The sequence below is a fragment of the Microbulbifer sp. CAU 1566 genome (genome assembly GCF_023156515.1).
In the GTDB taxonomy this organism is placed as follows: domain Bacteria; phylum Pseudomonadota; class Gammaproteobacteria; order Pseudomonadales; family Cellvibrionaceae; genus Microbulbifer.
This window is the reverse complement of sequence record NZ_JALNMG010000001.1, coordinates 1002263-1026274: the sequence shown is the minus strand read 5'-3', so window position 1 is coordinate 1026274 and position 24012 is coordinate 1002263. Positions and strand designations below refer to the sequence as shown.

At 51.7% G+C, this 24012-nt stretch carries 26 protein-coding genes; 7 read left to right on the top strand and 19 right to left on the bottom strand.

Annotated elements, in window-relative coordinates; all coding sequences use genetic code 11:
• Positions 1 to 4 precede the first annotated feature (4 nt).
• Together M0G74_RS04285 and M0G74_RS04280 are read left to right on the top strand one after the other, a co-directional pair.
• Positions 5 to 448 (top strand): SRPBCC family protein, encoded by a 444-nt coding sequence (locus tag M0G74_RS04285; RefSeq protein WP_248214962.1) that lies wholly within the window; start codon positions 5 to 7, stop codon positions 446 to 448.
• A gap of 65 nt (positions 449 to 513) precedes the next feature.
• Positions 514 to 864: a YciI family protein gene (locus tag M0G74_RS04280; RefSeq protein WP_248214961.1), complete on the top strand. Its 351-nt coding sequence runs from the start codon at positions 514 to 516 to the stop codon at positions 862 to 864.
• 72 nt (positions 865 to 936) lie between these two features.
• Here the strand turns inward: M0G74_RS04280 and M0G74_RS04275 are convergent, their stop codons facing one another.
• The 4 genes from M0G74_RS04275 to M0G74_RS04260 all read right to left on the bottom strand — a co-directional run bounded on the left by M0G74_RS04275 (position 937) and on the right by M0G74_RS04260 (position 6067).
• Positions 937 to 2562 carry a S8 family serine peptidase gene (locus M0G74_RS04275; RefSeq protein WP_248214958.1) on the bottom strand — a complete coding sequence of 542 codons (1626 nt, stop codon included), beginning with the start codon at positions 2560 to 2562 and terminating at the stop codon, positions 937 to 939.
• A 196-nt stretch (positions 2563 to 2758) separates the two neighbouring features.
• Entirely contained in the window at positions 2759 to 4141 is a 1383-nt protein-coding gene (locus M0G74_RS04270; RefSeq protein ID WP_248214956.1) for a hypothetical protein, read from the bottom strand.
• A 197-nt stretch (positions 4142 to 4338) separates the two neighbouring features.
• Positions 4339 to 5037: an aspartate/glutamate racemase family protein gene (locus tag M0G74_RS04265; protein WP_248214955.1), complete on the bottom strand. Its 699-nt coding sequence runs from the start codon at positions 5035 to 5037 to the stop codon at positions 4339 to 4341.
• A gap of 70 nt (positions 5038 to 5107) precedes the next feature.
• Positions 5108 to 6067, bottom strand: coding sequence for a YafY family protein (locus tag M0G74_RS04260; RefSeq protein WP_248214954.1), 960 nt, complete (start codon positions 6065 to 6067; stop codon positions 5108 to 5110).
• Between the two features lie 118 nt (positions 6068 to 6185).
• Here M0G74_RS04260 and M0G74_RS04255 point away from each other — a divergent pair, with 118 nt between their 5' ends.
• Positions 6186 to 6806: a glutathione S-transferase family protein gene (locus tag M0G74_RS04255; protein ID WP_248214951.1), complete on the top strand. Its 621-nt coding sequence runs from the start codon at positions 6186 to 6188 to the stop codon at positions 6804 to 6806.
• 140 nt (positions 6807 to 6946) lie between these two features.
• Here the strand turns inward: M0G74_RS04255 and M0G74_RS04250 are convergent, their stop codons facing one another.
• The 9 genes from M0G74_RS04250 to M0G74_RS04210 form a co-directional block, all read right to left on the bottom strand.
• Entirely contained in the window at positions 6947 to 8239 is a 1293-nt protein-coding gene (locus tag M0G74_RS04250) for a DEAD/DEAH box helicase (RefSeq protein WP_248214949.1), read from the bottom strand.
• A 159-nt stretch (positions 8240 to 8398) separates the two neighbouring features.
• Complete coding sequence (locus tag M0G74_RS04245; RefSeq protein WP_248214948.1) at positions 8399 to 8698, bottom strand: hypothetical protein; 300 nt, start codon at positions 8696 to 8698, stop codon at positions 8399 to 8401.
• Between the two features lie 178 nt (positions 8699 to 8876).
• A complete protein-coding gene (locus M0G74_RS04240; RefSeq protein WP_248214946.1) occupies positions 8877 to 9281 on the bottom strand; it encodes a VOC family protein in 405 nt (134 codons plus the stop codon).
• A gap of 119 nt (positions 9282 to 9400) precedes the next feature.
• Positions 9401 to 10138: a hypothetical protein gene (locus tag M0G74_RS04235; protein WP_248214943.1), complete on the bottom strand. Its 738-nt coding sequence runs from the start codon at positions 10136 to 10138 to the stop codon at positions 9401 to 9403.
• A gap of 55 nt (positions 10139 to 10193) precedes the next feature.
• Positions 10194 to 10658, bottom strand: coding sequence for a hypothetical protein (locus tag M0G74_RS04230; protein WP_248214942.1), 465 nt, complete (start codon positions 10656 to 10658; stop codon positions 10194 to 10196).
• 62 nt (positions 10659 to 10720) lie between these two features.
• The gene (locus M0G74_RS04225; RefSeq protein ID WP_248214939.1) at positions 10721 to 11203 is read right to left on the bottom strand and encodes an RDD family protein; all 483 of its coding nucleotides are present in this window, start codon (positions 11201 to 11203) and stop codon (positions 10721 to 10723) included.
• Positions 11204 to 11354: 151 nt separating this feature from the next.
• Positions 11355 to 11735 (bottom strand): hypothetical protein, encoded by a 381-nt coding sequence (locus tag M0G74_RS04220; RefSeq protein ID WP_248214938.1) that lies wholly within the window; start codon positions 11733 to 11735, stop codon positions 11355 to 11357.
• A 191-nt stretch (positions 11736 to 11926) separates the two neighbouring features.
• Positions 11927 to 12976: an NAD(P)-dependent alcohol dehydrogenase gene (locus tag M0G74_RS04215; protein ID WP_248214936.1), complete on the bottom strand. Its 1050-nt coding sequence runs from the start codon at positions 12974 to 12976 to the stop codon at positions 11927 to 11929.
• A 151-nt stretch (positions 12977 to 13127) separates the two neighbouring features.
• Positions 13128 to 14051, bottom strand: a complete 924-nt coding sequence (locus M0G74_RS04210; protein ID WP_248214934.1) for a LysR family transcriptional regulator — start codon at positions 14049 to 14051, stop codon at positions 13128 to 13130.
• A 200-nt stretch (positions 14052 to 14251) separates the two neighbouring features.
• On the opposite strand from M0G74_RS04210, the gene nhaA reads away from it, so the two are divergent.
• From nhaA to M0G74_RS04190, 4 genes are all read left to right on the top strand, one after another.
• A complete protein-coding gene (gene nhaA / locus M0G74_RS04205; RefSeq protein WP_248214932.1) occupies positions 14252 to 15592 on the top strand; it encodes a Na+/H+ antiporter NhaA in 1341 nt (446 codons plus the stop codon).
• A 271-nt stretch (positions 15593 to 15863) separates the two neighbouring features.
• A complete protein-coding gene (locus tag M0G74_RS04200; RefSeq protein ID WP_248214929.1) occupies positions 15864 to 16607 on the top strand; it encodes a type 1 glutamine amidotransferase domain-containing protein in 744 nt (247 codons plus the stop codon).
• 417 nt (positions 16608 to 17024) lie between these two features.
• A complete protein-coding gene (locus tag M0G74_RS04195; RefSeq protein ID WP_248214923.1) occupies positions 17025 to 17630 on the top strand; it encodes an AHH domain-containing protein in 606 nt (201 codons plus the stop codon).
• A complete protein-coding gene (locus M0G74_RS04190) occupies positions 17627 to 18187 on the top strand; it encodes a DUF1629 domain-containing protein (RefSeq protein ID WP_248214921.1) in 561 nt (186 codons plus the stop codon). The genes M0G74_RS04195 and M0G74_RS04190 overlap by 4 nt, the downstream gene beginning before the upstream one ends.
• Before the next feature lie 125 nt (positions 18188 to 18312).
• Here M0G74_RS04190 and M0G74_RS04185 read toward each other — a convergent pair whose 3' ends face one another.
• The 6 genes from M0G74_RS04185 to M0G74_RS04160 form a co-directional block, all read right to left on the bottom strand.
• Positions 18313 to 19035: a GIY-YIG nuclease family protein gene (locus M0G74_RS04185; protein ID WP_248214920.1), complete on the bottom strand. Its 723-nt coding sequence runs from the start codon at positions 19033 to 19035 to the stop codon at positions 18313 to 18315.
• 57 nt (positions 19036 to 19092) lie between these two features.
• Positions 19093 to 19866 carry an NERD domain-containing protein gene (locus tag M0G74_RS04180; RefSeq protein WP_248214918.1) on the bottom strand — a complete coding sequence of 258 codons (774 nt, stop codon included), beginning with the start codon at positions 19864 to 19866 and terminating at the stop codon, positions 19093 to 19095.
• Between the two features lie 4 nt (positions 19867 to 19870).
• On the bottom strand, positions 19871 to 20260 hold the full coding sequence (locus tag M0G74_RS04175; RefSeq protein WP_248214906.1) for a hypothetical protein: 390 nt from the start codon (positions 20258 to 20260) through the stop codon (positions 19871 to 19873).
• Positions 20261 to 21051: 791 nt separating this feature from the next.
• Entirely contained in the window at positions 21052 to 21696 is a 645-nt protein-coding gene (locus M0G74_RS04170; RefSeq protein WP_248214904.1) for a hypothetical protein, read from the bottom strand.
• Between the two features lie 84 nt (positions 21697 to 21780).
• A complete protein-coding gene (locus tag M0G74_RS04165) occupies positions 21781 to 22554 on the bottom strand; it encodes a retron Ec48 family effector membrane protein (protein WP_248214892.1) in 774 nt (257 codons plus the stop codon).
• The gene (locus M0G74_RS04160) at positions 22502 to 23713 is read right to left on the bottom strand and encodes a reverse transcriptase family protein (RefSeq protein ID WP_248214890.1); all 1212 of its coding nucleotides are present in this window, start codon (positions 23711 to 23713) and stop codon (positions 22502 to 22504) included. The genes M0G74_RS04165 and M0G74_RS04160 overlap by 53 nt, the downstream gene beginning before the upstream one ends.
• Positions 23714 to 24012: the final 299 nt, after the last annotated feature.

Genomic DNA, 24012 nt, shown 5'->3' with positions numbered 1-24012 from the left:
AATCATGACCGGTACCGTTCGTTTGCACCGCGTATTGCGCGCACCCGTGGAGCGCGTGTACCGCGCCTTTACCAACCCGCACGCCATGGCCAAATGGTCCCCGCCGGACGGCTTCTACGCTATCTACGAGTACCTGGAGGCCAAAGTAGGCGGCACCTACAAGGCGTCCTTTACCAACTTTACCACCGGAGATAGTCACTCGTTTGGCGGCGAATTCAAGGAAATCGTCGAGAATGAGCGGATTAGGTATATCGATACTTTCGATGATCCGAACCTACCTGGCACCATGGAAGTGACGGTCACCTTTAAGTCTGTCACCTGCGGAACCGAACTCACCATCGTGCAGGAAGGCATTCCCGAGGTGATTCCGGTGGAGATGTGCTACCTGGGCTGGCAAGAATCCATGGCCGCACTGGCCCGCCTGGTTGAACCGGAAATCAATCAGTAACGCGTGTTTTGGAAAACACTGCAATCCTACTTTCGCGACAAACAGTATCAACACAAGGAGACACCGTGAAAAACTTCCTCGCTATATATCTCGGCACGCCGGATTCCATGAAGAAATGGGAAAATTTATCCGAAACTGAACAGCAGCAAAGGATGAAGGAAGGCATGGCCGCCTGGACCGGCTGGATGGAACAGCATAAAGATATTCTGGTGGTCGAGGGTGGACCGCTGGGTAAAACCAAGCGCATAGATGATGACGGTATCGTCGATACCCGCAACGACATGACCGGGTATGTGATCGTCAAGGCGGAATCTCACGAAGCCGCCGCAAAGCTGTTTGAAGGACACCCGAGCTTCAGTATCTTCCCGGGTGATGGTGTGGAAGTGATGGAGTGTATGCCGATTCCGACACTTTGAAAGTAAAAAAAGAGGCCTGCCAGTATTTTCCATCCAGCAGGCCTCTTTTAAATAGCTCAGTGACTCTACAGATCAGTCCTGAGGACCCGCAAAGAGCTTTCCGATATTCCCTTCATACTTCCAGTTGGAGTTACCGCCTTCAAGCTCATTCCAGTTGGTGGTGTAAAAATGATCCTGAATCTTGCTGCTGTAATAGCGATACAGGCTCTTGGTATTGCCACTGAGAGGCAGATAGGCCGCTACACCATTGTATGACCATCCATTGCCACCACCGCCGAGCTCACCGTAGTTGGCAGTGTACAGGTGGTCGGTTTGCGACGAGTGATAGTAACGGTAAAGTGGTTTGGAATCGCTCTGCTGGCTACGGTATGCATAGCCGATAACACTTTCATATTTCCAGTCGCTGTCCGGTGCAGACTGCAACTCCCACCAGTTTTTGGTGTAGAAATGGTTGCCGATCTTGTCGTTGTTGTAGCGGTGGAAAGCGGTGTAGGTGTTCGAAGTACCACGCGAGTAGGCAAACAGGTTCGGAGTATCAATGGTTTTGCGGTCAGTAACTTTTCCGTAAGTAACCTTGCCCATCACGCTGTTTACAACATTGGCAACGGCGGCATTCGGAGCGCCCTGAAGATAAAGTGCCGCAATGCCGCTCACATGCGGTGCTGCCATGGACGTGCCTTGCCAGGACGCCGTAGCGGTATTGCTACTCGGGTAAGCGGAGCGAACGTCTACGCCCGGCGCCCACACATCAACGCACTGGCCATAATTGGAAAAGGAAGCGCGAGCATCGTTTTTGTCGGTGGCACCGACGGTTAGTGCTTCTTTCACGCGTGCAGGAGATTGAGTGCAGGCATCCTTGGCGTCATTGCCTGCGGAAACCACTACCGTAAATCCAGCGTTAATAGCGTTGCGAATCGCATTGTCGACGGAGTTAGATGTGCCGCCGCCAATACTCGCATGAATTACTGCCGGCTTGGTGCCATTCGAGACAACCCAGTCAAGGGCGGCAATGAAGTCACTCCATTCGCCGCTACCGCCACAGCTCTGAGTTCTTACGGAAACCAAGTTTACGGATTTCGCTACACCGTATGTCTTGCCGCCAATAGTACCGGCAACATGTGTTCCGTGGCCATTACAGTCAGTACCAGTGCCTTTGCTGTTGCTAATGAAATCCCAGCCGGAGCTGGCGCGGCCTTCAAACTCGGAATGACTGTTCTGGATTCCTGAATCGAGAACATAAACCGTAACGCCGGCGCCGGTCCGGTCGTAATTGTAAGTGCCATTCAGGCTGGATCCCCTTTGGTCGATCCTATCGAGGTTCCAGGGCGCGCTCGACTGAGTTGCATCAAGCCAGGTCTTGCCGACTTGCTCGATGTACTTAACTCCAGGTTTTTTGCTCAATTTTTTGAGGGTTTCGATATCGCCCTCAACCACAAATCCATCAACGACCTTGTTGTAAACGCGGTTTAATTTCAAACCGTTTTCATGAGCCATCTGTGTGGCGCGCTCGGACCGATTCAGTCCGGCATATTGCGAGTTGATGGTGCCATTTGAGCTGGTGTCAGCTTCCATGACAACTAGATATTTGTTCGTGCCATTTTCTTTTAGTTGTAAAAAATTATCTTCCTTAGCGGCAAATGCCTGACTGGCACAGAGGGTGCCTAAAAGCAAAGTGCAAAAGATATTGCTTCCTTTCATTCTTACTCCAAAGAATCTAACGTAATTGTTAATGGATAAAATTTAGATGTGAAAAATGGTACAAATTAACCAGTTTTAATTTGTACCATTTAAGCGGTAAGCATTATTAAATGCCTGCGGGAGATTAGCAGTAATCGATTTGTGGATTAAGAAGTTTTTATTAACTTTTAATTGAAAAATCAATTAAAGATGGAACTCAAGTTCCAAGTGAGGCAGGTGAATCCATCGGGGAATCCAATAAATCGAATATTCCTTCTTCTTTTAATACCCGCATCCCTAACCTCTGATCGGATATTCCAGAGCGCAGCAGGTAATCAAAACGCAGGCGATCGCCAGTTTCCACCGCTTCGAAATAGCGGCAATCCACTTGATTGTTCAGTTGGTGCAGGTAATCGCTGAGTTCTATCTGGTGCGAAGAAAACATGAACAGGCAGTTCTCGCGTGTGGAGAAACGCTCAAGGATCGCCAGCGATGCCTCAAAGGCATCTTTCACATTGGTGCCCTTGAAGGGTTCGTCCATCAGTGCGAGCACTTTCTCATTTCGGGCCACGGCTTCCGCCACGGCCTTAACGCGCAGTGCCTCTGCGCGGAAGTAACTCACCCCGCGACGCAGATCGTCGGTCAAGGAGATGGAGCTGAACAGCCACTGTACCGGTACAAACTTGAAGGACTTCGCCGGTACGCCCATGCCCAGGTGGGCGAGGTACATTGCGGTGGCGAAGGCGCGCAGGTAAGTGGTCTTGCCGGCCATATTGGGGCCGGTGAGGAACAGTATGCGGCGCTGCTGATCGAGTGAGGCAGGGTTGGCAACGGGGTTTTTGAGATAGGGGTGGTAGAGTCCTTCCGCCTTCACCTGCAGTGGGCCAGTACAGATCTCGGGCACTATGAAACCGTGCTCTTCATTGGCGTCTGCCATGGATACCAGCGCTTCCAGCTCGTAATTCAATGCCATCAGGCGAATCAGCGTGTCTTTCTCTTTCACCCGCAGTAGCTGGTCGAGCTTGAGCATCTTCCATGTACCCCTGGAACCCACATCAAAATTCGGCACCATGCGAAAGTTGGGGCGCGAGAGCAGCGCGCGCAATTGCTGCAGTAATGGCCCCAGTTCACCCGGGGCGCCTTTTAAATCAGGTTGCGCGGCAAACCGGCGCAGCGCGCGGATTAAGCGGCAGCTGGCTTGGGCGCCGCGCACGATGCTGAAGTAGTGGCTGTCCTGATTAATCCAGACTTGGAGTGAGCCCAGAAAAAATTCGAACCGATTGCGGAAGTCCAGGTTCGGCAGAATTTCCTGCAGGTAATTCTGTGTGCCTTCAACGGCGTAAATGGAGGGAAGCTGCTGGAAAAGTGCGCGCCGCTCGGTGATGAAGCCGATCGCCTGTTGAGTATCCGCAATGCGGTCCGCGCTGGCCCAGGGATTCTGCATGCGTCGCCGCAGTACCGCCGCACCACCGATCGAGCGGGTGCGATTGCAGAAATCAAACAGGCTGGCATCGTCGGTGTCGGACTCGAAGATCTCAAGATCCTTGATGGTGTGTGAGTCGATACCGAGCAGGTCCGCTTTGGTGTTGTTAAGAGACATGGTGGCCTTCCGGTTTGGGACGCGAAGCGGAGATGTCAGCCTTGGCTGTCGCAGTTCCGATCCAGTCGTTATTGTTATCGGTGCTCGCCGGGTAAAAATGGTCAGTATAGACCGATTCGGATCTCCCAAAGCGCTGTCCGGAAGTGTCGCCGATCATCCATCTCGACTATCCTTCCGGGCCGAGTGAAAGCCGCTTGCTAACCTTTAGACAGCGCAAGCTCCACACCCCGGGCCGCGTGAATCTCAGTGGTATCGTAAAGCTGCACAGGGGTATCGCTCTGCTGCACCAGCAAAGCAATTTCGGTACACCCCAGAATTACCGCCTGCGCACCTCGCTGGTGAAGGCACTCGATGATCTGCAGATATCGAGTCTTTGACTCAGACTTAATTAACCCCTGGCACAACTCCTGGTAAATCACATCGTGCACCAGAGTCTGCTCCTCCGGCTCGGGGGTAATTACCTCGATACCAAAATTTTCCGCAAGCCGGCCTTTGTAAAAATCCTGCTCCATAGTGAACCGCGTACCCAGCAAGCCGACAGTGGTGACTTTGTCGCGCACCAGCTGTTGCGCGGTTGCATCGGCGATATGCAGAATCGGGATCGAAATCTGTGATTCGATCTCGTGGAAAACCTTGTGCATGGTATTGGTACAGATCATCAGGAAGTCTGCGCCACCTTGCTCCACCGATTTGGCAGCCTGCGCAAGAATCCTGGCCGTCGCGGGCCAGTCGCCGGCATGTTGGAGCTGTTCGATTTCCGCGAAGTCCACGCTGTACAGGCAGATCTTGGCCGAGTGCAAGCCACCCAATTGTGCTTTCACCCGCTCATTGATCGCCTTGTAGTAACTGGTGGTCGATTCCCAGCTCATCCCGCCCAGCAGGCCAATGGTCTTCATTGCTTTTTCTGTTTCTTAACCCGTATTCGGTATCGAATGCTTTTCACTGTATCAGGAGCAGGGGTGCCGATTAAGCCATGGTGCTTGTCAGCAACTTCTCTGCATGTCGGCGCAACTCGGTTTTGAGGTCCGCTGGCGAGAGAATTTCAAAGTCGTACGGTAATCGCACCAGCTGTGAGGCAAACCAGCCCAGGCAACCGGTCTGTGCGCGCCACAGCACCCCATCGCCTTTTGGCGTTAGCAGGCCGAGTTCATCACCGAGCATCCGGGTGGCGGTCTCAAGATCGGTATGTAGGAACAACTTCACTTCAAAACCCTGCTCCATGGCCGCGAAGCTACCGCGGAGATAGCCGGCAGCATCGAAGTCCAGTGGCCGCTCAAATGGGGATTCCAGTCTGCGTAACTGGCGCATGCGATCGAGGCGGAAGGTGCGGATTTCTGCGCGTAAGTGGCAGTGGCCCACCGCATACCAGCGGCCGTAGCGGAAAACCAGGCCATAGGGATCAAATTCCCGTTGCGTCACCGCGTCATCTGCGTTTTCCCTGCTACTGGTGTAGTCAAATATCACGCGGCAGCGGCTCTGGGTGGCAGTCGCCAGCGCGGCCAGGGTTTCACTGGTGGGTGCGGCCGTCGGCACCAGATCCAGGGTGACACTGTCGTCCAGTGCGCGCAGCTGCTGTTTCAGCTTCTGCGGCATTACGCGTTCCAGCTTGGCCTGGGCGCTGGCAACGGCGGTGGAGATATCGCCTGCACTGAGGCTGCGGGCCGCGAGCAGGCCGAGGGAAATGGCCAGAGTCTCGTCATTGGTGAACATCATCGGCGGTAACTTGTAGCCGGACACCAGCCGGTAGCCGCCGTAGCGCCCGCGCTCTGCGGTTAGCGGAATCCCGATTTCCTCAAGGGTCGCGATGTAACGGCGCAGGGTGCGGCCGTCCACGCCCAGCATCTGCGCCAGCTCGCAGCCACTGGCATTGCCGTGACTTTGCAGCAGCTCCAGCAGTGCCAGTACCCGTGTCGTCGGATTCGACATGAATTGCATCCTGCGTTTTTTATTAGGGCGGAATATAGCCTATTTGAAGACTAGAGTATCCGCATTCCGGTCACACACCGTGGCGGACAATGAGAAGTCAAAGCAACGGAGAGCTGCTATGCAAGATGAAGTGATTTTCTACACTAACCCGCAATCCCGCGGTCGTATCGTGCGCTGGATGCTGGAAGAGGTGGGCGCGCCTTACCGCACGGAGATTCTCGAATATGGCGGCAGTATGAAGGCGCCCGCCTACCTGAAGATCAATCCCATGGGCAAAGTGCCGGCTATCGTACACCGCGATCAGGTGGTGACGGAATGCGCCGCCATCTGCGCCTACCTGGCCGAGGCCTTCCCGCAAGCGGGGCTGGCGCCGACCGCGGAAGAGCGCGCCAGTTACTACCGCTGGCTATTCTTCGCTGCCGGCCCCCTGGAAGCGGCCATTATCGACACCAAAACCCTCGGCGTTGAGCCGGACGCAGAGAAGCAGATGATGGTGGGCTACGGCAGCTACGCGGCGGTGCTCGACAATCTGTCCAACTGGTTTATGGGGCACAACTATGTGGCGGGCGACCGCTTTACCGCTGCCGACGTTTATGTGGGATCGCAGATCAACTGGGGCCTGCAGTTCGGCACTATTGAAAAGCGCGTGGAATTTATCGACTACGCCAAGCGCGTTACCGACCGCGAAGCCTACCAGCGCGGCAATGCAAAAGATGACGCTCTGATGGAGAAGGCCTGATCCATAAACCGATCAGGGCAGCTGCCACTGCAGTTCCGTAAATTATGAAACGGATATCGACCTGAGTACCGGCACTTATCACGGTCACGGCGGCCATTCGTGGCCGCCGCGTCTGTCTGGCGCTTAGTATTTGCGGCCGATCACTTTTTGATAGAACCCCAGGGGGTTTTACGCGGAGGGCTGCCGGACGGACTGCCAGTCGCAGGGCTGGTCGGTTTTTCCGGGCGGCCCGCTTTTTTGACGGTCTTTTTCGCCGCCCCTCTCTTCGCTGAAAAATTCAGGTTCGACGCTGGCAGATCCTTTACCACAGGGAACTCGTCGATCGTCACCCGCTCAATGATCTTCCCAAGCCGGCGCTCCACCGCGCACAGCCGTTTGAAATCGTCCTTGGATACCAGGGATACCGCTTCCCCTGAAGAGCCGGCGCGTCCGGTGCGGCCGATGCGGTGGATATACTCGTCGACATCGTCGGGCAAATCGTAATTGACCACGCGCTCAAGCTCGTCGATATCAATACCGCGGGCGGCAACGCCGGTGGCAATCAGTATATTGATCTCGCCGGATTTGAAATCGGCGAGTATCTTCGAACGCGATGCCTGACTCTTGCCACCATGGATGGCCTCCGCCTTTATGCCACGCTTTTCCAGCTGGCTCACCAGCTTTGCCGCACCGTGCTGGGTACGGATAAAGATCAATGCCTGTGTCCAGTTGCGCTCCGTCACCAGATGACTGAGTAGCGCGGATTTATTGTGCTTGTCGACGGCAATCAACCACTGCGAAATTTTCGGAGCCGTTTTCTTGTTACCAGCAACGGAAACTTCAAAGGGGAATTCGACCACGATATCGGCGAGCGACCTTACCTGACGTGACATGGTCGCGGAAAACAGCAGGCTCTGGCGTCGTGTCGGCAGGCGCGCAATGATTTTTTCGAGATCGTCGATAAACCCCATATCCAGCATTCTGTCGGCTTCATCCAACACCAATACTTCCAGCTCATCAAAATGGAGCGCGCGCTGGCGCGCCAGATCGAGCAAGCGCCCCGGCGTGGCGACCACAATATCGACGCCCTCAATCAATTGCTGTTTCTGCGGCTCCAGGTCAACACCACCCACCATCGCCATCGAAGTCACCGCCAGATGCTTGCCATACTGCCGGACATTGTCTTCCACCTGCATCGCCAGTTCGCGGGTGGGCACCAGAATGAGCGCGCGAAAGCGCTTCGGCCGCCGCTCGCGTTTACCACTGAGCATATCCAGAATCGGCAGCACAAAGGCCGCGGTCTTACCGGTGCCTGTCTGTGCAGTCGCGATCACGTCCCGGCCTTCCAGGATGGCGGGAATCGCTTTGCGCTGGATCTCGGTGGGGGTTGAATACCCTTTTTCTTCAAGGGCTTGCAGGATCGGGGCGCTCAATCCCAGGGGGCGGAATGTCATCTGGAGTCTCTAAAGGGGAGGTAACTAGGGGCGTTGGTCGGTAAATGACCAGCGGCTGGTTTCAGCACGGCATGGTAACAGTAAAGTACAGCGTAGGCGCCGGTTAGCTATTCGGCGTTATGAGCGGTCGCTCCTTGACCGCTGCGGGGCAAATTCCATTCAGGTAATAGCCCAGGCGACGAGTGATAGTGCCAGCCCTGCCAGCAGGCAAAGCAGGCCCTTGATCATCAGTGATTTCGGGTAAGTGGCTTCCTTGTGAATCAGGGAGTAAGGAAGTCCTGTTATCGGGCCGAGAACAAGCGACAACAGCCCCCAGCCCCAGCGGTTATTGCCCAACGCCGTCAGCGCAGCCATCAGGCCACCGAACCAAAAAAGCGTAATGCCTATTACAAGAATGATGAATATCGGTATGGTCAGCCATTGGTTGGCTAGAAATACCTTGAGGATTTCATGTTCCATAAGTTTTCCGGGTGAATATTTTGGCGCGATTGTAACAGGGTCGGGTGGCATATTGATTAGCCAAAATCCTGTCAAGATTTGAGGCCAGGCCACCCCTGGAAACGCGCCACCCGTAAACATGGGGGCAGCCCTTGCGGCCGCCCTCGTACGCCAATATTTTTCTCAGTTATGCATCGGACTACTGTATTGCAGCGGTGTCCATCCACATAATTTCCCAGATATGCCCATCCAGGTCCCGGAAGGCTCGGCCATACATAAAGCCGTGGTCTTCGGGCTCGCGATAGCTGCTGCCGCCCGCCGCAACCGCCTTATCCAGCAGTGCATCTACCTCGGCACGGCTCGCCGCAGACAGGCACACCAGCACCTCGGTGCTCTTGCCGGTATCGCAGATCTCAAGGCCGGGGGTGAAGCCGAGAAATTTCTCACGGGTGAGCAACATCACAAAGTTGCTCTCACCGACGATCATGCAGGTTGCGGTCTCATCGGTGAACTGGGGGTTGAACTCGAAGCCTAGCTGGGAGAAAAACTCGATGGATTTCCCCAGATCGGTGACTGGCAGGTTTACGAACATCATTCTGGACATGGTAATTCCTCTATTTCGACCAACGATAGATGGTGTTGGTATCTAATAGTCGAATCAGAAACGCCGAAATCGACAGCCAGCGAAATTTTTGACGGAAAACTCATCGAGAAGAGATATTGCTACTCTCGTCTAATCCAACTGAGAAAGGCTGGAAGGCCGTTTTCATTCAATAAGCTTTCTCCCTGGCCAATCTGATCCAACTTGCGGACTTGCACCGCATTTTGTGCGGATTTGAAGTAATAACCATCGTAAGTACAGAAAGACCCGCTCTGGTTATAAAGCGGATGTTCGCGCTCCGCGGCGATAAAGGTGATTCCATCACGTGTGAGAGAGCAGTTGGATGCGGGAAGTGCGCCAGTCCATTTTCCGGGCTTCATGCCGCGACCATAGTAGTATGCCAGTCCCGCAATGGGCGCTGGCTCGTCAAAACTGAAAATAAAGGTCTGCTTCGCATGATTGAACAGAAGCTGTGATCCGCCGGATAGCAGGAGAGCGGAGTAGTCGCCGTAATGCACTATATGCTCAATAGAATTGCGGTCTAGCAGGGGGAAGTGCTTTTTGAGTGAAGCGGAAAATTTATCCTGCGTATAGAAACTGGCCATATCCGGCGCCATGGTCACCATCGTTTTCAATGGTTCATTTCTATCCAGTGCAAACCCCAATTGGTCTACCGCTTTCCCTACAATCTCCTCGCGCTTTGGGTCAGCTGTGTTTGGGTAGCATAGAAAATTTGTTTTATCCGATATGCCCTCAAAGCATAAGTGTTCCTGTGTGGCCGTAGCGCTAAAAGAACTAAATGGGGCTAGTAGTATCAGGAGCAATGTTATTAAACCCGCAATTCCTTTTGCTCTGATCATTACCTGAGTCCTTGATTTTTATTGTCGTGTCGAGTGTTTGGTCGGGGCTGATAATTCAATACGAAAGGTCGAAATGTTTCTTTAAGTGGGCTCTAACACGCCTGAAATCCTTGCCGACACTGGAGGAGAATATGATTACTCCTCGCTCCGAATTTGGTTCGGTTAGGTAGATGTCGTGGGAACCGGTTTGGCCGTGTTGCTGAAAGCTCGGAGATGAAACTGCCCCACCTCCAACTCTCAGCCGCATTCCGCTGTAAGGAATGCTCTTGTTCCAGGTGAGGTAAAACCTTTTTCGTAAAATTATGGATTTACTATTCTTGTCTACAAAAATCCATGTTCTGTAGAAAGCAAAGCCCCAAAGAAAAATACATAGAAGTGAGCAAATGGCGATAAGTGTGTAGCTTCCCATTTTATAGCCAACAAAACCAAACCCAATGACTGCAAAGAAAGACAGCAAAAACAGGGCGAATTTAGATTTCATTGGGACCGAGAATGCGTCAATCCACTCGTTCTCGCTCATGTATTTTCCTTCACTTCGTCTTCGCTCTAACTTATGCCTGGAGAGGGTGGTCGCAACGATTTCTAGCAATTTTCAGTTGGTTCAGATATTACGGTTGGTTTGACGACTTCTACTACTGTATTGGCCAGTTTGTCATGCCATCCCTGCTTTTTCTCATCCCATGCAACCCACAGCAACCCCAATCCGAGCGGGATGGTGGAAATGAAATAGCCGATATAGCGAATGACATACTGTTGGAGGGACGGTTTGCCACCAGTTTTGGCATCGACAATTCTGGCCGCAATGGCCATTTTTCCAGGGGTGGCCTGTTTGTATGCCCAGAAGGCAACTATGGCAATGAATGGAAATATCCAGTTAATGACGACGTCCGCAGTGCCCAGGAACAGCTGCTCGCTTTCGAGATATGTCCAGCCATAAATCAGAATCAACGGCGGCAGGGTGATAACCATCAGTATCAGGGTGTCGATGATCGAGGCTCCAACACGTGGCCAGAATCCTACGTAATTGAGAGTGCTTTCTGAGTGCGGCTGGCCCGTGCTAGTCATTCTTCGTCCTTGTTCGTTTGGTGACTTACTTCCTAGTGGGAATTGCATCACATATATTTGGCATGTTTTATATCCCGGAATAATGTTCGCTGACAAGTCACCTGCCTTAAACGAGGTAGTAATCAGCTGTTCGGTGACCTTGGGGCCGAACTTATAGCTCTTGCTCCTTGTCATTGCGCGACGAAACTAAATGAATGATGTTCGACGGGCTAGAGATCCAAAACGCTTTAAACCCCTCAGGTAGTGGTTCAATTTCATCTCTACGATGACAGCCTTGCTCTTTGAGATGTTCGGCTGCTTTACCAATATCACTAGCAACGATCTCCAGCCAGATTTCCGATTGACTCAGGCCGGGCACGGAGTCCAGCCAAAGCACTTTACCGCCAAACTCAAACTTGGGTGTGTCGTCCACACCGTTTCCCGTGAGCTCTTTGAATCGCAAAATGTTTCGATAAAAATTGACGGTGCTTTCATGCTCATGCGCCGGGATCTTCATCGCAATGTTTTTTCCAGGCTCGAATTCCAGATCCATGATTCAATCCTTAGTCCGTGTATTTAACGTCGCGTAAAAATTGAAAGTGAGCTTACCGGAATTTTACAGGTGTCGCTTCCTGCTTGGTTTCATAGGCTCTCAGCGAAACGCTAAGAAGAAACGGCAGTAAAAGTTGTACGGCGGTGCCACCTGTTTGCGGCAGCACCAGTTGAGCAAGGTCCCGCAGTGCTTCAGGGTGCAGCCAGCGAAGCCATATCAATCACAAACCGGTAGCGCACATCCGAGTGCTTGAGACGCTCCAGCGCATCGTTCACCTGGTCAATCTTGATAACCTCGCACTCCGGCAGGATGTTTTTCTTGGCGCAGAAGTTGATCAGCTCCTGGGTTTCGGCAATACCGCCGATGGCGGAGCCGACAATGCAGCGGCGGCCCATGACGACCGCTTCGCTGTTCAGCTCTTCAATCGGGCCAATCTGTCCGACCAGTACCAGGCCGCCATTGATATCCAGCAATTGCAGATAGGGAGTGAGGTCGTGTTTGACCGGAATGGTGTCGATGATCAGGTCGAAGGTGGATTGGGCGGCTTCCATCGCGGCGTCATCGCTGGATACGAGTAAATCATCGGCACCGAGGTCCAGCGCGTCGGCCTCCTTGTCTTCGGTGCGGCTCAGTACCGTGACATCGGCACCCAGGCCCACCGCCAGTTTTACCGCCATATGCCCAAGCCCGCCGAGGCCGATCACGCCCACGTGGCTGCCGGGGCCAATGTTCCAGTGACGCAGGGGGGAATAGGTAGTGATGCCGGCACACAGCAGCGGCGCCGCGCGGGAAAGGTCGAGGCCATCGGGTATGTGCAGCACAAATTCTTCCCGGCATATCAGGTGCTTGGAATAACCGCCCTGGGTCGTCTCGCCGTTAATGCGGTCGCGGCCGGCGTAGGTGAGGGTCATGCCCTCGCGACAGAACTGTTCCTCACCGTGGTGGCACTGATCGCACTCCTGGCAGGAATCCACCATGCAGCCCACGGCCACGGTGTCGCCTTTTTTGAACTGGGTGACGTCTTCACCCACATCGATCACGCGACCGACAATCTCGTGCCCTGGCACCATCGGGAAAATGCCCCAGCCCCAGTCGTCCTGCACCTGGTGGATATCGGTAAAGCAGATGCCGCAATACAGCACCTCCATGGCGACGTCGTTGGGGCGCAGGTCACGGCGTTCAAATTCCCAGGGGGCGAGAGTGTCGCCGGCGGATTGGGCGGCGTAACCGATGGTTTTCATGGCGGGCTCCGGGGTGGTGGCAATGTGGTGTTACCGAGTGTAGGTAAGCCCGCGCGCAACGGTGGCTAATGCTGCGCAAATTGATGCCTGACCGGAGGCAGCGGAGCCCGTAACAGAGCCCGGCGCTCGACCGCCAGAGCAGTAGCGTTGATCAGGTTGAGTGCTTGGCCGCTGCCAGCGTCGCCTTGATACGCTGGCGCAGCCACGCCCGCAGCGGGTCGTCCTGGGTGCGCTGGTGCCAGATTTGCAGTATGTCTACGTCCTGTAATTTCACCGGACAGGGGTAGCTCACCAGGTCGGGCAGGCTGCGGCAGGCCTGTTTGGCCACCGAGTTCAGGCAGGTGATCAGCAGGTCGCTGCCCTCGATGGTGGTGGCGGGGGAGAGGAAGCTCGACAGTCCCGCTACTATGCGCCGCTGGTGGCCGAGCTTGTGCAGCTTCTTGTCCACAATACCGTCCAGGTCACCGGTCAGGGTAGTGACCAGATGCCCGCAGGCCAGGAAGGCCTCTAGATCCAGCGTCTTCCCAATGTGCCGGTTACTGCGGCTCGCCAGTACGCTGAAGCCCTCCTTGTGCACCTTTTGCTGGTAGAAGGACGCGGGCAACTGCTCGAAGAAGCCGGCGATGGCGATATCGCAGGCGCCGGTTTCCAGCTCGGTGCGCGGCAGGCGGCCGCGAGTGTTGTGAAACACCAGCTGCAGTTTGGGTGCCTGCTCACTGATCACCGGCAGCAGTTTGGGCAGCAACAACTGTTCGATAAAGTCGGTGCCAAAGATATGCACGCGGTCTTCCCGCAGCAGAAAGCTCTCTTCGTCGCAGTAGTCGTAAAAGGATTCCAGCGAGCGCACCAGCGCCTGGATCTGCGGCGCCAGCTGGTGTGCCCGAGGCGTCGGCGTCAGTCCGCGCGGGGCGCGGGCAAACAGGGTGTCGTCGAACTCGCTGCGCAGCTTGGCCAGCTTGTGGCTGAGTGCCGGCTGGCTCAGGTTCATACGCTCCGCCGCCACCGAGGCGTTGCGCTCCTCGTACAGCACCTGGAACAGCTTGAGCAGGTTCAGGTCCTTGTTTCTGATATTCATATTCTGAAAGGCAGTATCCAAAAGAATCGAAGTATCTTATATCAGGGTTCGCCCCGGTATAGGCCTCAATCCGCCAATGCGGGCGTGTGCGGCTGGCGAGCCCATATTTGCCCGACTAAGATCCATGGGCGCAGAAGCTGACCGTCAGCACGGATGCGCACGCCCCCCAATGCCACCAACGTCGAGCTCACCAGCAGCGAATGACTACAGAGCAGCAAGGAACGCCAGAAACCACGCGATTGCCCCGGGAACTCGTTCACCGGCTGAAGCAACCTTTTGTGCGCTTCGTGCACATCGAGTCCGCCGCTGGCGCGGTGCTCCTGCTGTTTACCATTGCCGCCCTCGTTCTATCCAACTCACCCTGGGCCGATGCCTTCGAACATATCTGGGAGACATCGATCGCTCTGAAGGTCGGCTCGCTGGAGTTTGGACGCGCGCTGCGGGAGTGGATTAACGATGGCCTGATGACATTGTTTTTCTTTGTGGTCGCACTGGAACTCAAGCGCGAACTGGTGCTCGGTGAACTCAACAATCCGCGCATGGCCGCGCTATCCATATCCGCCGCCCTCGGCGGTATGATCGCGCCGGCGTTGATCTACCTGGCGCTGCAATACGGTCAGCCCGGCGAGCAAGGGTGGGGTACCGTCATGGCGACGGACACGGCGTTTGTTATCGGCTGTCTGGCACTGCTTGGCTCGCGCATACCGCTAAGCTTGCGCATCTTTATGCTGTCACTGGCGATCGTTGATGACATCGGCGCCATTCTTGTGGTGGCCATTGGCTACAGTAGCGACCTTGTGTGGGGCTTCCTGGCGCTGGCCGCACTGTGCCTGATCATCGTTCGCGCCATGGCAATGCTCGGCTTCCGCGGTTTTCCTCTGTATTTCGTGATGGGCGGGCTTACCTGGCTTGCGGTGGATGCGTCCGGCATTCACGCCACCGTCACCGGCGTCATACTGGGATTGATGACCCCGGCGCGCCGCTGGGTGAGTGCTGAGCGCCTGTACGCGATACTGGGCCAGGTAGTGGCGCATCCCGATATTACCCAGAGCAGTGCCGACACCGCCGATCGACATACGCTGCAAGCGGCGGAAGTTGCCGCGCGAGAAACCTTGTCGCCACTCGAGCGGCTGGAAATCTGGTTACACCCCTGGGTGGGCTTTTTCATCATGCCCCTGTTCGCCTTTGCCAATGCCGGGCTGACACTCAACTTCAGCGACTTTGGCAGTTCGGTCACGCTGGCGATTGTCGCCGGTTTTGTAATTGGCAAGCCGCTGGGAGTCCTGCTGTTTAGCTGGCTGGCTTTGCGCACAGGCATAGCGACCCGCCCCCCGGATCTCAGCTGGCAGTTAATGGTCGGTGGCAGTTTTCTCGCCGGTATCGGCTTCACCATGGCGCTGTTCATCGCCAATATGGCGTTCGATAAAACCCTGATCGACAGCGCCAAGCTGGGGATCGTCATCGCGTCCCTTTGTTCTGCAGCGGTCGGTCTCACCGTGTTGATGTGCTTGCCTGCCCGCGCGGCGGCGAAGGATCAATAACCGCGCACCCTCTCCAATCTTGCCAACCCCGCGCGCCAGTGCCGCAGCTTCAGCGTCAGCCCGCAAGGGCACCGGCAATGCGGGTAGCGTCAAACGCGCTGCGCAGCGTGGGACTCAGCGCGCTATTTCTGATATTCATATTCTGAAAGGCAGTGATTCAATGAATCGAATTATCTTATATCAAGATTTGCCCTAGCATAGCCCCCAATCCGGCAGCGCCCCGCCCGTGCGGGGCCGGCTGCCGGCGCAAACTGTCTATTGGAGACCTTACATGAAGAAACTGTTTTCGATCGTTGTGGCGCTACTGGCGCTATCGTCCGCCAGCCTCGCCCTGGCCGCGCCGCGGGTACTGATCGTGGCCACCAGCCACGAGCAGATGGGGGATACCGACGAGAAAACCGGCCTGTGGCTGTCGGAACTGACCCACCCCTACCACGAGCTCAAAAAGGCGGGCTTTGAGGTGGAAATCGCCAGCATCAAGGGCGGCGCGGTACCGGTGGACGCGCGCAGCCTGGCGGATGACGACGCGGTGAACTTTGAATTCCTCGCCAGCCCGCAAACCCGCACCCTGCTGGACAACACCCGCAAGCTCGCGGACGTCAGCCCCAAGCGCTACCAGGCCATCCTGTTCGCCGGCGGCCACGGCACCGTGTGGGACTTCCCCAAGAGCCCCGCGGTGAACAGCGTTGCCTCTGCCATCTATGAAAGCGGCGGTTATGTGGCGGCACTGTGCCACGGCCCGGCCGCGCTGCTGAACGTCACCGGCCCAGACGGCAAGCCGATTATTGCCGGCAAGAAAGTCGCGGGCTTCAGCAATGTGGAAGAAAAAGCGGTAGGCCTGGCAGACGTAGTGCCCTACCTGCTGCAGGACGAACTGACCGCCCTCGGCGCCAACTACCAGGAAGGCAAAGCGTGGGAAAGCTTTGTGGTACAGGACGGCCGCATCATCACCGGCCAGAATCCGCAGTCTGCGGCGGAGCTGGGTCAGGTGCTGGCCAAGGCCCTGAACAAGTAAGCAATAGCCCATAAACGCAAAGAGCCCGGTGACTGCCTGTGTTGAAACTGACACAGGCGGTCACCGGGCTCAGTTGTTTCTAATCAAGAGGTAAAAGCCTGCTATCAATTTGCTGAAGGTAGAGGATGCTCTCAGCGAGTACCAGTTCAATACCAAGCGGCCCACCAGCTATTCTTTCCAAACTGCTGTGTACCTTCGTATGGCAATGGTCATTAGGAAGACCTGGGCGGCCCTTCCATCGATTGAGTCATACATTCTTAAGAGAAAATTACGTAAATCAACCCAACGTAAAAATCCACTCTGACACGAATTTTCCGGCTGGAGTTTTTGGTAGGCCAGAAGCACTAGTTCACTTGCATGCCGTTTAACCACGCTATATTGTTTCTCTCCAATTTAGGGTGAAACGGAACTTCATAAATGCCTTTGCCAGAACGACCGAAGCGATACCATGAAATGGATCGCGTTGAACGAAAGATTCAGACTTACTCAAATAAAAAGAAGCGAAGCCGTAGTGACCTGAATGCAGTAAAGACGATTGCGCAAGTAGAGGCTCAGCTCGACTGTTACCGTTTCTCCGCAAAGGAAATGTCTGAGAAGGAGAAGCGAGATGAGGCGCATCAATCTGCTCGTATGGCCGAGCATCTAATGGCGGTCTGTGACCCTCGTCCTCACGAGCTTTGCCACGCCCATGCGATTGTCAGCGGTTCACACAAAGGTGCAGCAACGCAGAGAGCAATTATGGCTGCTATAGGCATGCGCATTGATGATGCCGATAATGGTTGCTGGCTTCCAAAAAATACCGCTGCAATACCGCAAATGCCCAAACGTTTGCGAGAGGCTGTTCCTCATAGCCGTATACACCGATATAACTATTACTTTTGGCTGGATACGGTAATCGATTATGACCTGATTGAGGACATGGAATCTCTAACACGTGCCCTCAATATGATTGAGATGCGACTGCAAGCTGGTAAGCAGCCCGAGTATGTTATGAATAAGAAAGGTGTAGGGGTCCCTCAGTGATTTTTCGAATACACCCGAATGTTAAAGAGTACTTACATTTTCTGATCAGTGCTGATGAGGTGGAGAATAAGCTGGGTGAAGGCTGTCGTTTCCACTTGGAGAAGAAGCCCAAGCAGTATAATGAAGCTTGGAAGCCGTTAAGTCTGGATTTCTTCAATAACTACGATTCACAGCCCAAGTTAAAACCAGATATTTCCGTATGGAATGGCCGCCTTTATCTGAGCTCAAAAGCCTACGATGCGCTGGCGGCTAAGTTAGCTGGTAGTGGCGAGTTTCTTCCCGTATCGAGTGATGAAGGCTCGGGCTACCTCTTTAATGTTCTTAGTGTCGCTGACGATTTTAATGCGATAGATGACAAGCTTACTGTTCGGAACGAATGGAATGAACTGGTTTCCCTTGGCTTTGATGAGGATAAACTTGAAGAAACACCGCTATTTCGCACTAAGCAGGATACTTACCGAGGTATATATTGTTCAGATCGTATAAAAGATGCGATTGAGAGTGCGAAGCTATCCGGAGTTATATTCTCTCCAGACCTTGCAGATACGCCGGCATAGAGGTGGCTATATCACAGGTTTCAAGGCCGGGTGTAGGAAAAAGCTCTGAGCAAGTAATCGCTATTTGGTAGGCCTAGGACGAAGATTACATGACCTGTAATCTTCGTCCTGTAACTAACACATGCTTAGTTTGCCATGGCGCAATTTTGAATCGAGTAATTGGATATTGAGTCGAGAATTGTGCTCAATGGGCTCATAGGTATTCTTGCGCGGCGATTACTATCTTCAGACCCGTTTGCCGATAGCTCCTGTGAATTCTTAAAATCTGCCATCGCTTCTTCAGTTGATTTGGTTTTTGACCAAATCGTCATTGTATATCTTCCGCCAGTTCGGCCACCCAACGCAAGCGTGTATTCACCCAGTTTGAATTTTACGCCGCGACCATTCTTTGTCAGGGTGTATTTGATGGATAGCCTGTCGAGCTCCGGTACTACTTCAGTGTAAATTCTCTGGAAGTTTTTCTTTTGTACCGATTCCGTTGCGGAAACAACGTCCGCTTCATCTATTACGCCTATTTCTTCGGCTTCCGGGTGGTAGGCGCTGATGAAATCTGAAACAGCTTCGACCAGTGTCTCATTACCATCCCAAAAATACTCTCCATCCAAGCGGGAGTTATCCAAAATGGTATGCAGCATCGATTCGACTTTTCTTGCGTCAATTGATGTCCAGGCTTTTATGATTGATACCTTAATCGGGCTTAAGGTTCCAAGTAGCTCGCGCTCTCTTCGTTCCGGCAAATCGGTAGTGATACCAATTTTTTTAATTGGCGGGAAGGATATTTCAGAGTCAAACCGTTGAAGTTTCTCTGAATAAATAGGTTCTGCAATGTAGAGAGTGTTTTGGGCCATTTTTATTTCTTCTTTATTTGAGCTCGATATTTGAAGCGATTGCCTTCCAGATAATTTTTATTGGATTGACTGTATGTTCCTGCATGCTGGGAACGCCGAGCAACCCCAGAACTGACTCCCTTCATTTTTGCCGCGCGTGCTTGTGCGCTTAATCATCTGACTACCACATTTAGGACAAAGCCACTCGGCTTCGGGGCTATTGCGGGCCCGTAGGTGCTCAACATGTTGCCTATGCGTTTGTCGTGTTGACGCCAGCCGTCGCGACTGAACCCGATGAATAACCGCCTCAAAATCCTCTTCAGTCAATGCCAGTGTCTTGAAGGACTTGATATAGCGGATGTATCCGCCTGCCTTGGTGACATTGGCTGGCATCGGCGTTTTGAAGGTGCTGTTTCCGGTAAAGATCACCACCGAGTGAATGGTGTCCGCCGGCACATCGAGTAGGGACTCCAGTGCTTTCACATGCTTGAAGTTCTGTCTGAGCGGATTCTGGAATTTGAACGTTTTTTTGTAGATCTTCTGTGTCCACTGAGCCTGGCGTTCGCCACCGAATATCCACCCCTGCATATTCTTGGTTTCCACCACGAAGATTCCGAAGCGGGATACGAAGATATGGTCTATCTGTGTAGTGCCGTCCGGTGTCTGCAAGGTTACATTGTGGAATCGCTGGTATGCCCGTGAAGACAGCAGTATCCAGCCAAAGAATGTGACCAGCGCCTCGCCCCAAACTCCCTTAAACCATGCTGACTTTGTAATTGCGCCTATTAAGCCGATGGGGATTAACCAATACAGGATTGATATGAGCTGGACTATGGTTGGTTCAAAATTCATTGGTTTATTTTATTTCCGGAGTTGACTTATAGATTCGTATCTCAGTATCAATCTCTTTTGATATGGCTTTCAGGCCTGTAACTAAAGCATCACTGATTGCTCCAGTGGGGACAAATTTGTTTGATACTAAATCGATACCTTCAGCGCCAGGAAGATCCGGAATCATCGATAGATACTTTTTGAGTCGTTCTGGCTTGGTTGTGCCTCTGCTCAGTTCCTTCTTAAACCGCTCCTGAAAACGCCGTAGTTCGTCTTCATTATCAGTGTCATTTTCTTCGTAGTATATTTTTTCAGCAATTAAGTTTTGTTTCCAGCCGAGCTCATCAATTAGTTGTTTAATTTCTTGTTGAAGCCGGGTTGTCTCTGATTTTGTCCCCATTTGTCTTTTTCTCATCTCTAGTATTCAAGTTGTCCCAGCGGGGACAACTATCAATCTCAACGTAAGGAGACACTAATGTCTAAGTCAATGAGCAAAGCCGCTGCTGCACGTATCCAATCAGCTACTGCCAAAACACATGGTGGCAGTGTACCTAAAGGGTCTTTTGCGGCGCGGGCTCAGTCAGCTGCAGCTACCACTACTCGGCCGCCGAATGGGCCAAGCACGACAGGCAAGCCCTCAGGTGGTGGACGTGGAAATAATCCGCCGAAGGGGAAGTAATTAATAACATTCGGTAATTCCACGACGAAAACGAGACAGGAATGCTGTCTCGTTTTTAGCCATTTCATTGATGTCAATATCTTCCATTGTGTTTGCAAGTGCGCAACTGCATACTCGTGTTTTTTCGGACCGCTGAATGGAATTGAGAAGTGCTCTAGATGAGTTTATGCAACTATCCATTAGTTCATACTCAATGTTGATCGGGTACCGAGGATCTTCAATAAAATGCTTGTCTATTTTGTAGGTTCCGTAGGCGCCGATAACGATTGCAGTTGTGGCTGATAACAGTGGTTTTTTAAACTTCTTGTAAGTATGCCCGGCAAAGGTGCTCTCGCATTTACTACAGATAATGTTTTCACCGTAGCTAATTTTATTTTCTGTGGCACAAGATGGGCATTCAATATTCATGTTTTTTTTAAAATTGGAGGTTAGTGATTTTAAATTTAATCTGGTGATCTTGTTTGGATCAATATTTCAGTAATAAAAATTTTACTTTGGCCCCAATTATTCTGAAATAGTTTCTATACTTACCCAAATAACTGGTTTATCTCTTCAGCGATATTGGCTAGGGTTCTGATTGAAGAGGGTGAAAGTCCTGTATCTCCATGTGCAAGAAAATTTCTTACGTGACGGCCTGCGTGGAGTCTCGTTTTGGCGATTCCCATTGATCGCATCTCTGCAATGATTTCGCATTCTTTTGGGGTGGGTATTGAGAAGGGGCCGCGATTTTCGGTTGGTACTTCCTTAAGGATACTATGTATCTTCTGAGACTGAATTCTATGGATTGCTATATTTCTTGAAGATTTGTAGCCCTCATCCGTGATCCAGCCCTGCTCTAAAGCGATGTCCATGTATTCAGCTAGACTTCTAGGTGTGCGAACAGCTTCTATTTTCTCATTTTTATATTTTAGTTTAAGTGCTAATTCTAAGGCGGTGTAAGCTACTGCTTCAGCGGGTTGATGAAGGCGGTATGAAAAATATGTATATAAGGCTATATTTTTCGCATTTTCGAATATCTGCTGTACGTCAATTGGAGTCTCACGCGACAATGTGATTTCCGCTATTTTTTCATGCCAGTATGCGATATCGATGTGCTTGTTGCGAGGATCTGCGACTAATATTTCGTCAAGTGACTTTAGTGCGTCAACTGGGTGAACTGTGCTGGATTTCATGGCAGGGCAACATTTGCTTGTTTTTTAAGTAGAATTTTTTTCGGTTATTTTAGCTGGTATTATGTTTGGTGCCGCTACGTGTAGCTAGAGATATGACCGGCTTGGCGTCTGCGCAATTCCGCCTGATGCATCCATAGAGAAAGTCATGTTGACCGAATCGATTAGATCAAGCACCTGAGTTTCCACTTCGAAAAAATTGTTTTTAGGCATTCTCTCCATTTTTATACCAAGATTTTCTAGTGCTATTATAAGGCGTGACTGATGATCTTTGTAGCAGTAAGCCTCTCCATGGCTTGCATCGTTTAATGTTTTGTTTGTGTTTCCTATCTCGTTGTGAACTTGAATTATCAGTTCCTTGTAAGTGCGTGACGTTTTAGTATCTCCAGAAGGTGAGTTTGGGAACATCAAACGATACCAGAGGAACACATCAATCCTAGAAGTGGACAGGCTACTGCGTTTCGCTATTTCCGATTCAATGTGAGATCTAAAGAGATTCAAGTGGCTTACATGGCCTGATAGTGCTGAGCTTCTTACGCTAATTAAATATGTTTTCAGAGCGATGTAAACTCCACAAACTCCTACATATGCTCCGATTACTTTGCTTCCATTCTCTAAGATTTCAAGTGGTCCTGAAAATATTTGTGAAAATAAAGTTATGCATTTCGATGTTAGGCAAAAGCTTAAGTTGTTTTCGCTATTAAAAGTTGAAATGTAAGAGGAGGTGGAGAGGATCAGTATTGCGGTAATTATTATGAATAAGCCAAACTCAAACCATGAGTACGAAGGTATTTCTATACTTTGGCGGTTAACTGGAAATTTTATGCTTTTCAATCGGCTTATTAAGGGTTGAAAGTTCATTTAGAAATTCTTCTGCTTCTCTTTTGTGTGTTCGCTTTATGATGGTGACGCGATACGCCGTTATTCCAAAAAGTCTTCGATAGCGGTAAGTGGAGTGATCTACTTGGGATAATTTTTTTAGTCTTTTTATTGCTCTATTTACCTTATCGATATCTTGCTGGGAGGGTAGTGGTTTATTTTTTAAAAGCTTTTTCAAAAGGGTTTTGTGTTTATTGTGGCCAACACGGGCTAGTTTGTTTACGCGTCCCATGCACCGATCGTATTGTTTTCTATAAGAGTTGCTGGTTCTGTAATTGTTTACTCTTGCCATGGAGGTGACATTGTGGACAGATGCGCGAATTTTCGCGATTTCTTTTGCAGGTAAACGGGGGGACGGGAAGTCGACCCTCAGTCCGTGTACCATAAGGGGTTCAATTCCGCTTCGCTGAATTTTTATTTTTTTGGGGTTTAATGGGAGGTCCTTAGCCAGAAGCATGCCTTTTATATATGCTTCAACATGTGCGTAATCGTGGTTTTTAGTCTGGGATGAAACGGTAATGTCATCCACAAGTCTTGTGTAGGTTAATCTCTTTCGCGCTATTTTTTTAACCACCTCTCCCTCTACATCCCAAAGGCATAATGATGCTAGATAGCTGGATGTGATTGCTCCCTGAATTAGCTTGTCGTCATAGCAGCATATTTCGGTAAGGTAATCTGATACATCGTTAGAAAAATTAAAAAAATTCTTGAAAATTTCGTCGACAAAGTCCCTGTGGATGCTTTCGAAATAGTTTGCTATATCTAATTTGAATACACTTTTTGCGCCGCAATGTTTTTCGGCGCATGCAATATAGTCTCGTCTTATTTTTGAGGTTGTTTCGTGCCCAAGATTTTTTCGCGTTTCATTCGGAAGTGAACCGAATAGGTAGTCAGGCCACTCGACCAATTCTTTGAAAATTCGCTGGTTGATCCGATTTTGTATTTTTCGAATCAGTGGAGCAGGGTTATATACTTGCCTGTGGCCTCCGCCAGCTTTCGGAACTTCTTTCCTTTCGTAGCGAGCGTCTAAAGGCATTTTTCTCGCTTTTTCAAGTTCAGCTAAATCAATGCTTAGGGCTTTTGCGAGATTTTTAAGGGCTGATATTGACCCCTTCGCTTTATTTTTTGGAGTTAGGCTCATGGGAGGTTGAAGGTAATGCAGATTGATATTATGCCGGGCTTCCTCATACACAAGAGGCCAGAGTTGAGGGGGTGGTGAACGCCAAACCTTCTTGATGCGTTCGCCCCCCTTGTCTCAAGCCCGGCATAATCACCGACCTACTGGCTCGCCGGGAGGGCGAGGCTGGGAGCTCGGGCATTGGCTTGAAGTCAAGCGCTAGTCCTCAATGGCTAGCAAAAGCAGCAAGAAATAGTCAGTTAGGTAACACCAACAAACGAAACGTTTGCGCGATGTGAACTGTATCTCAAAAAAAAATATTT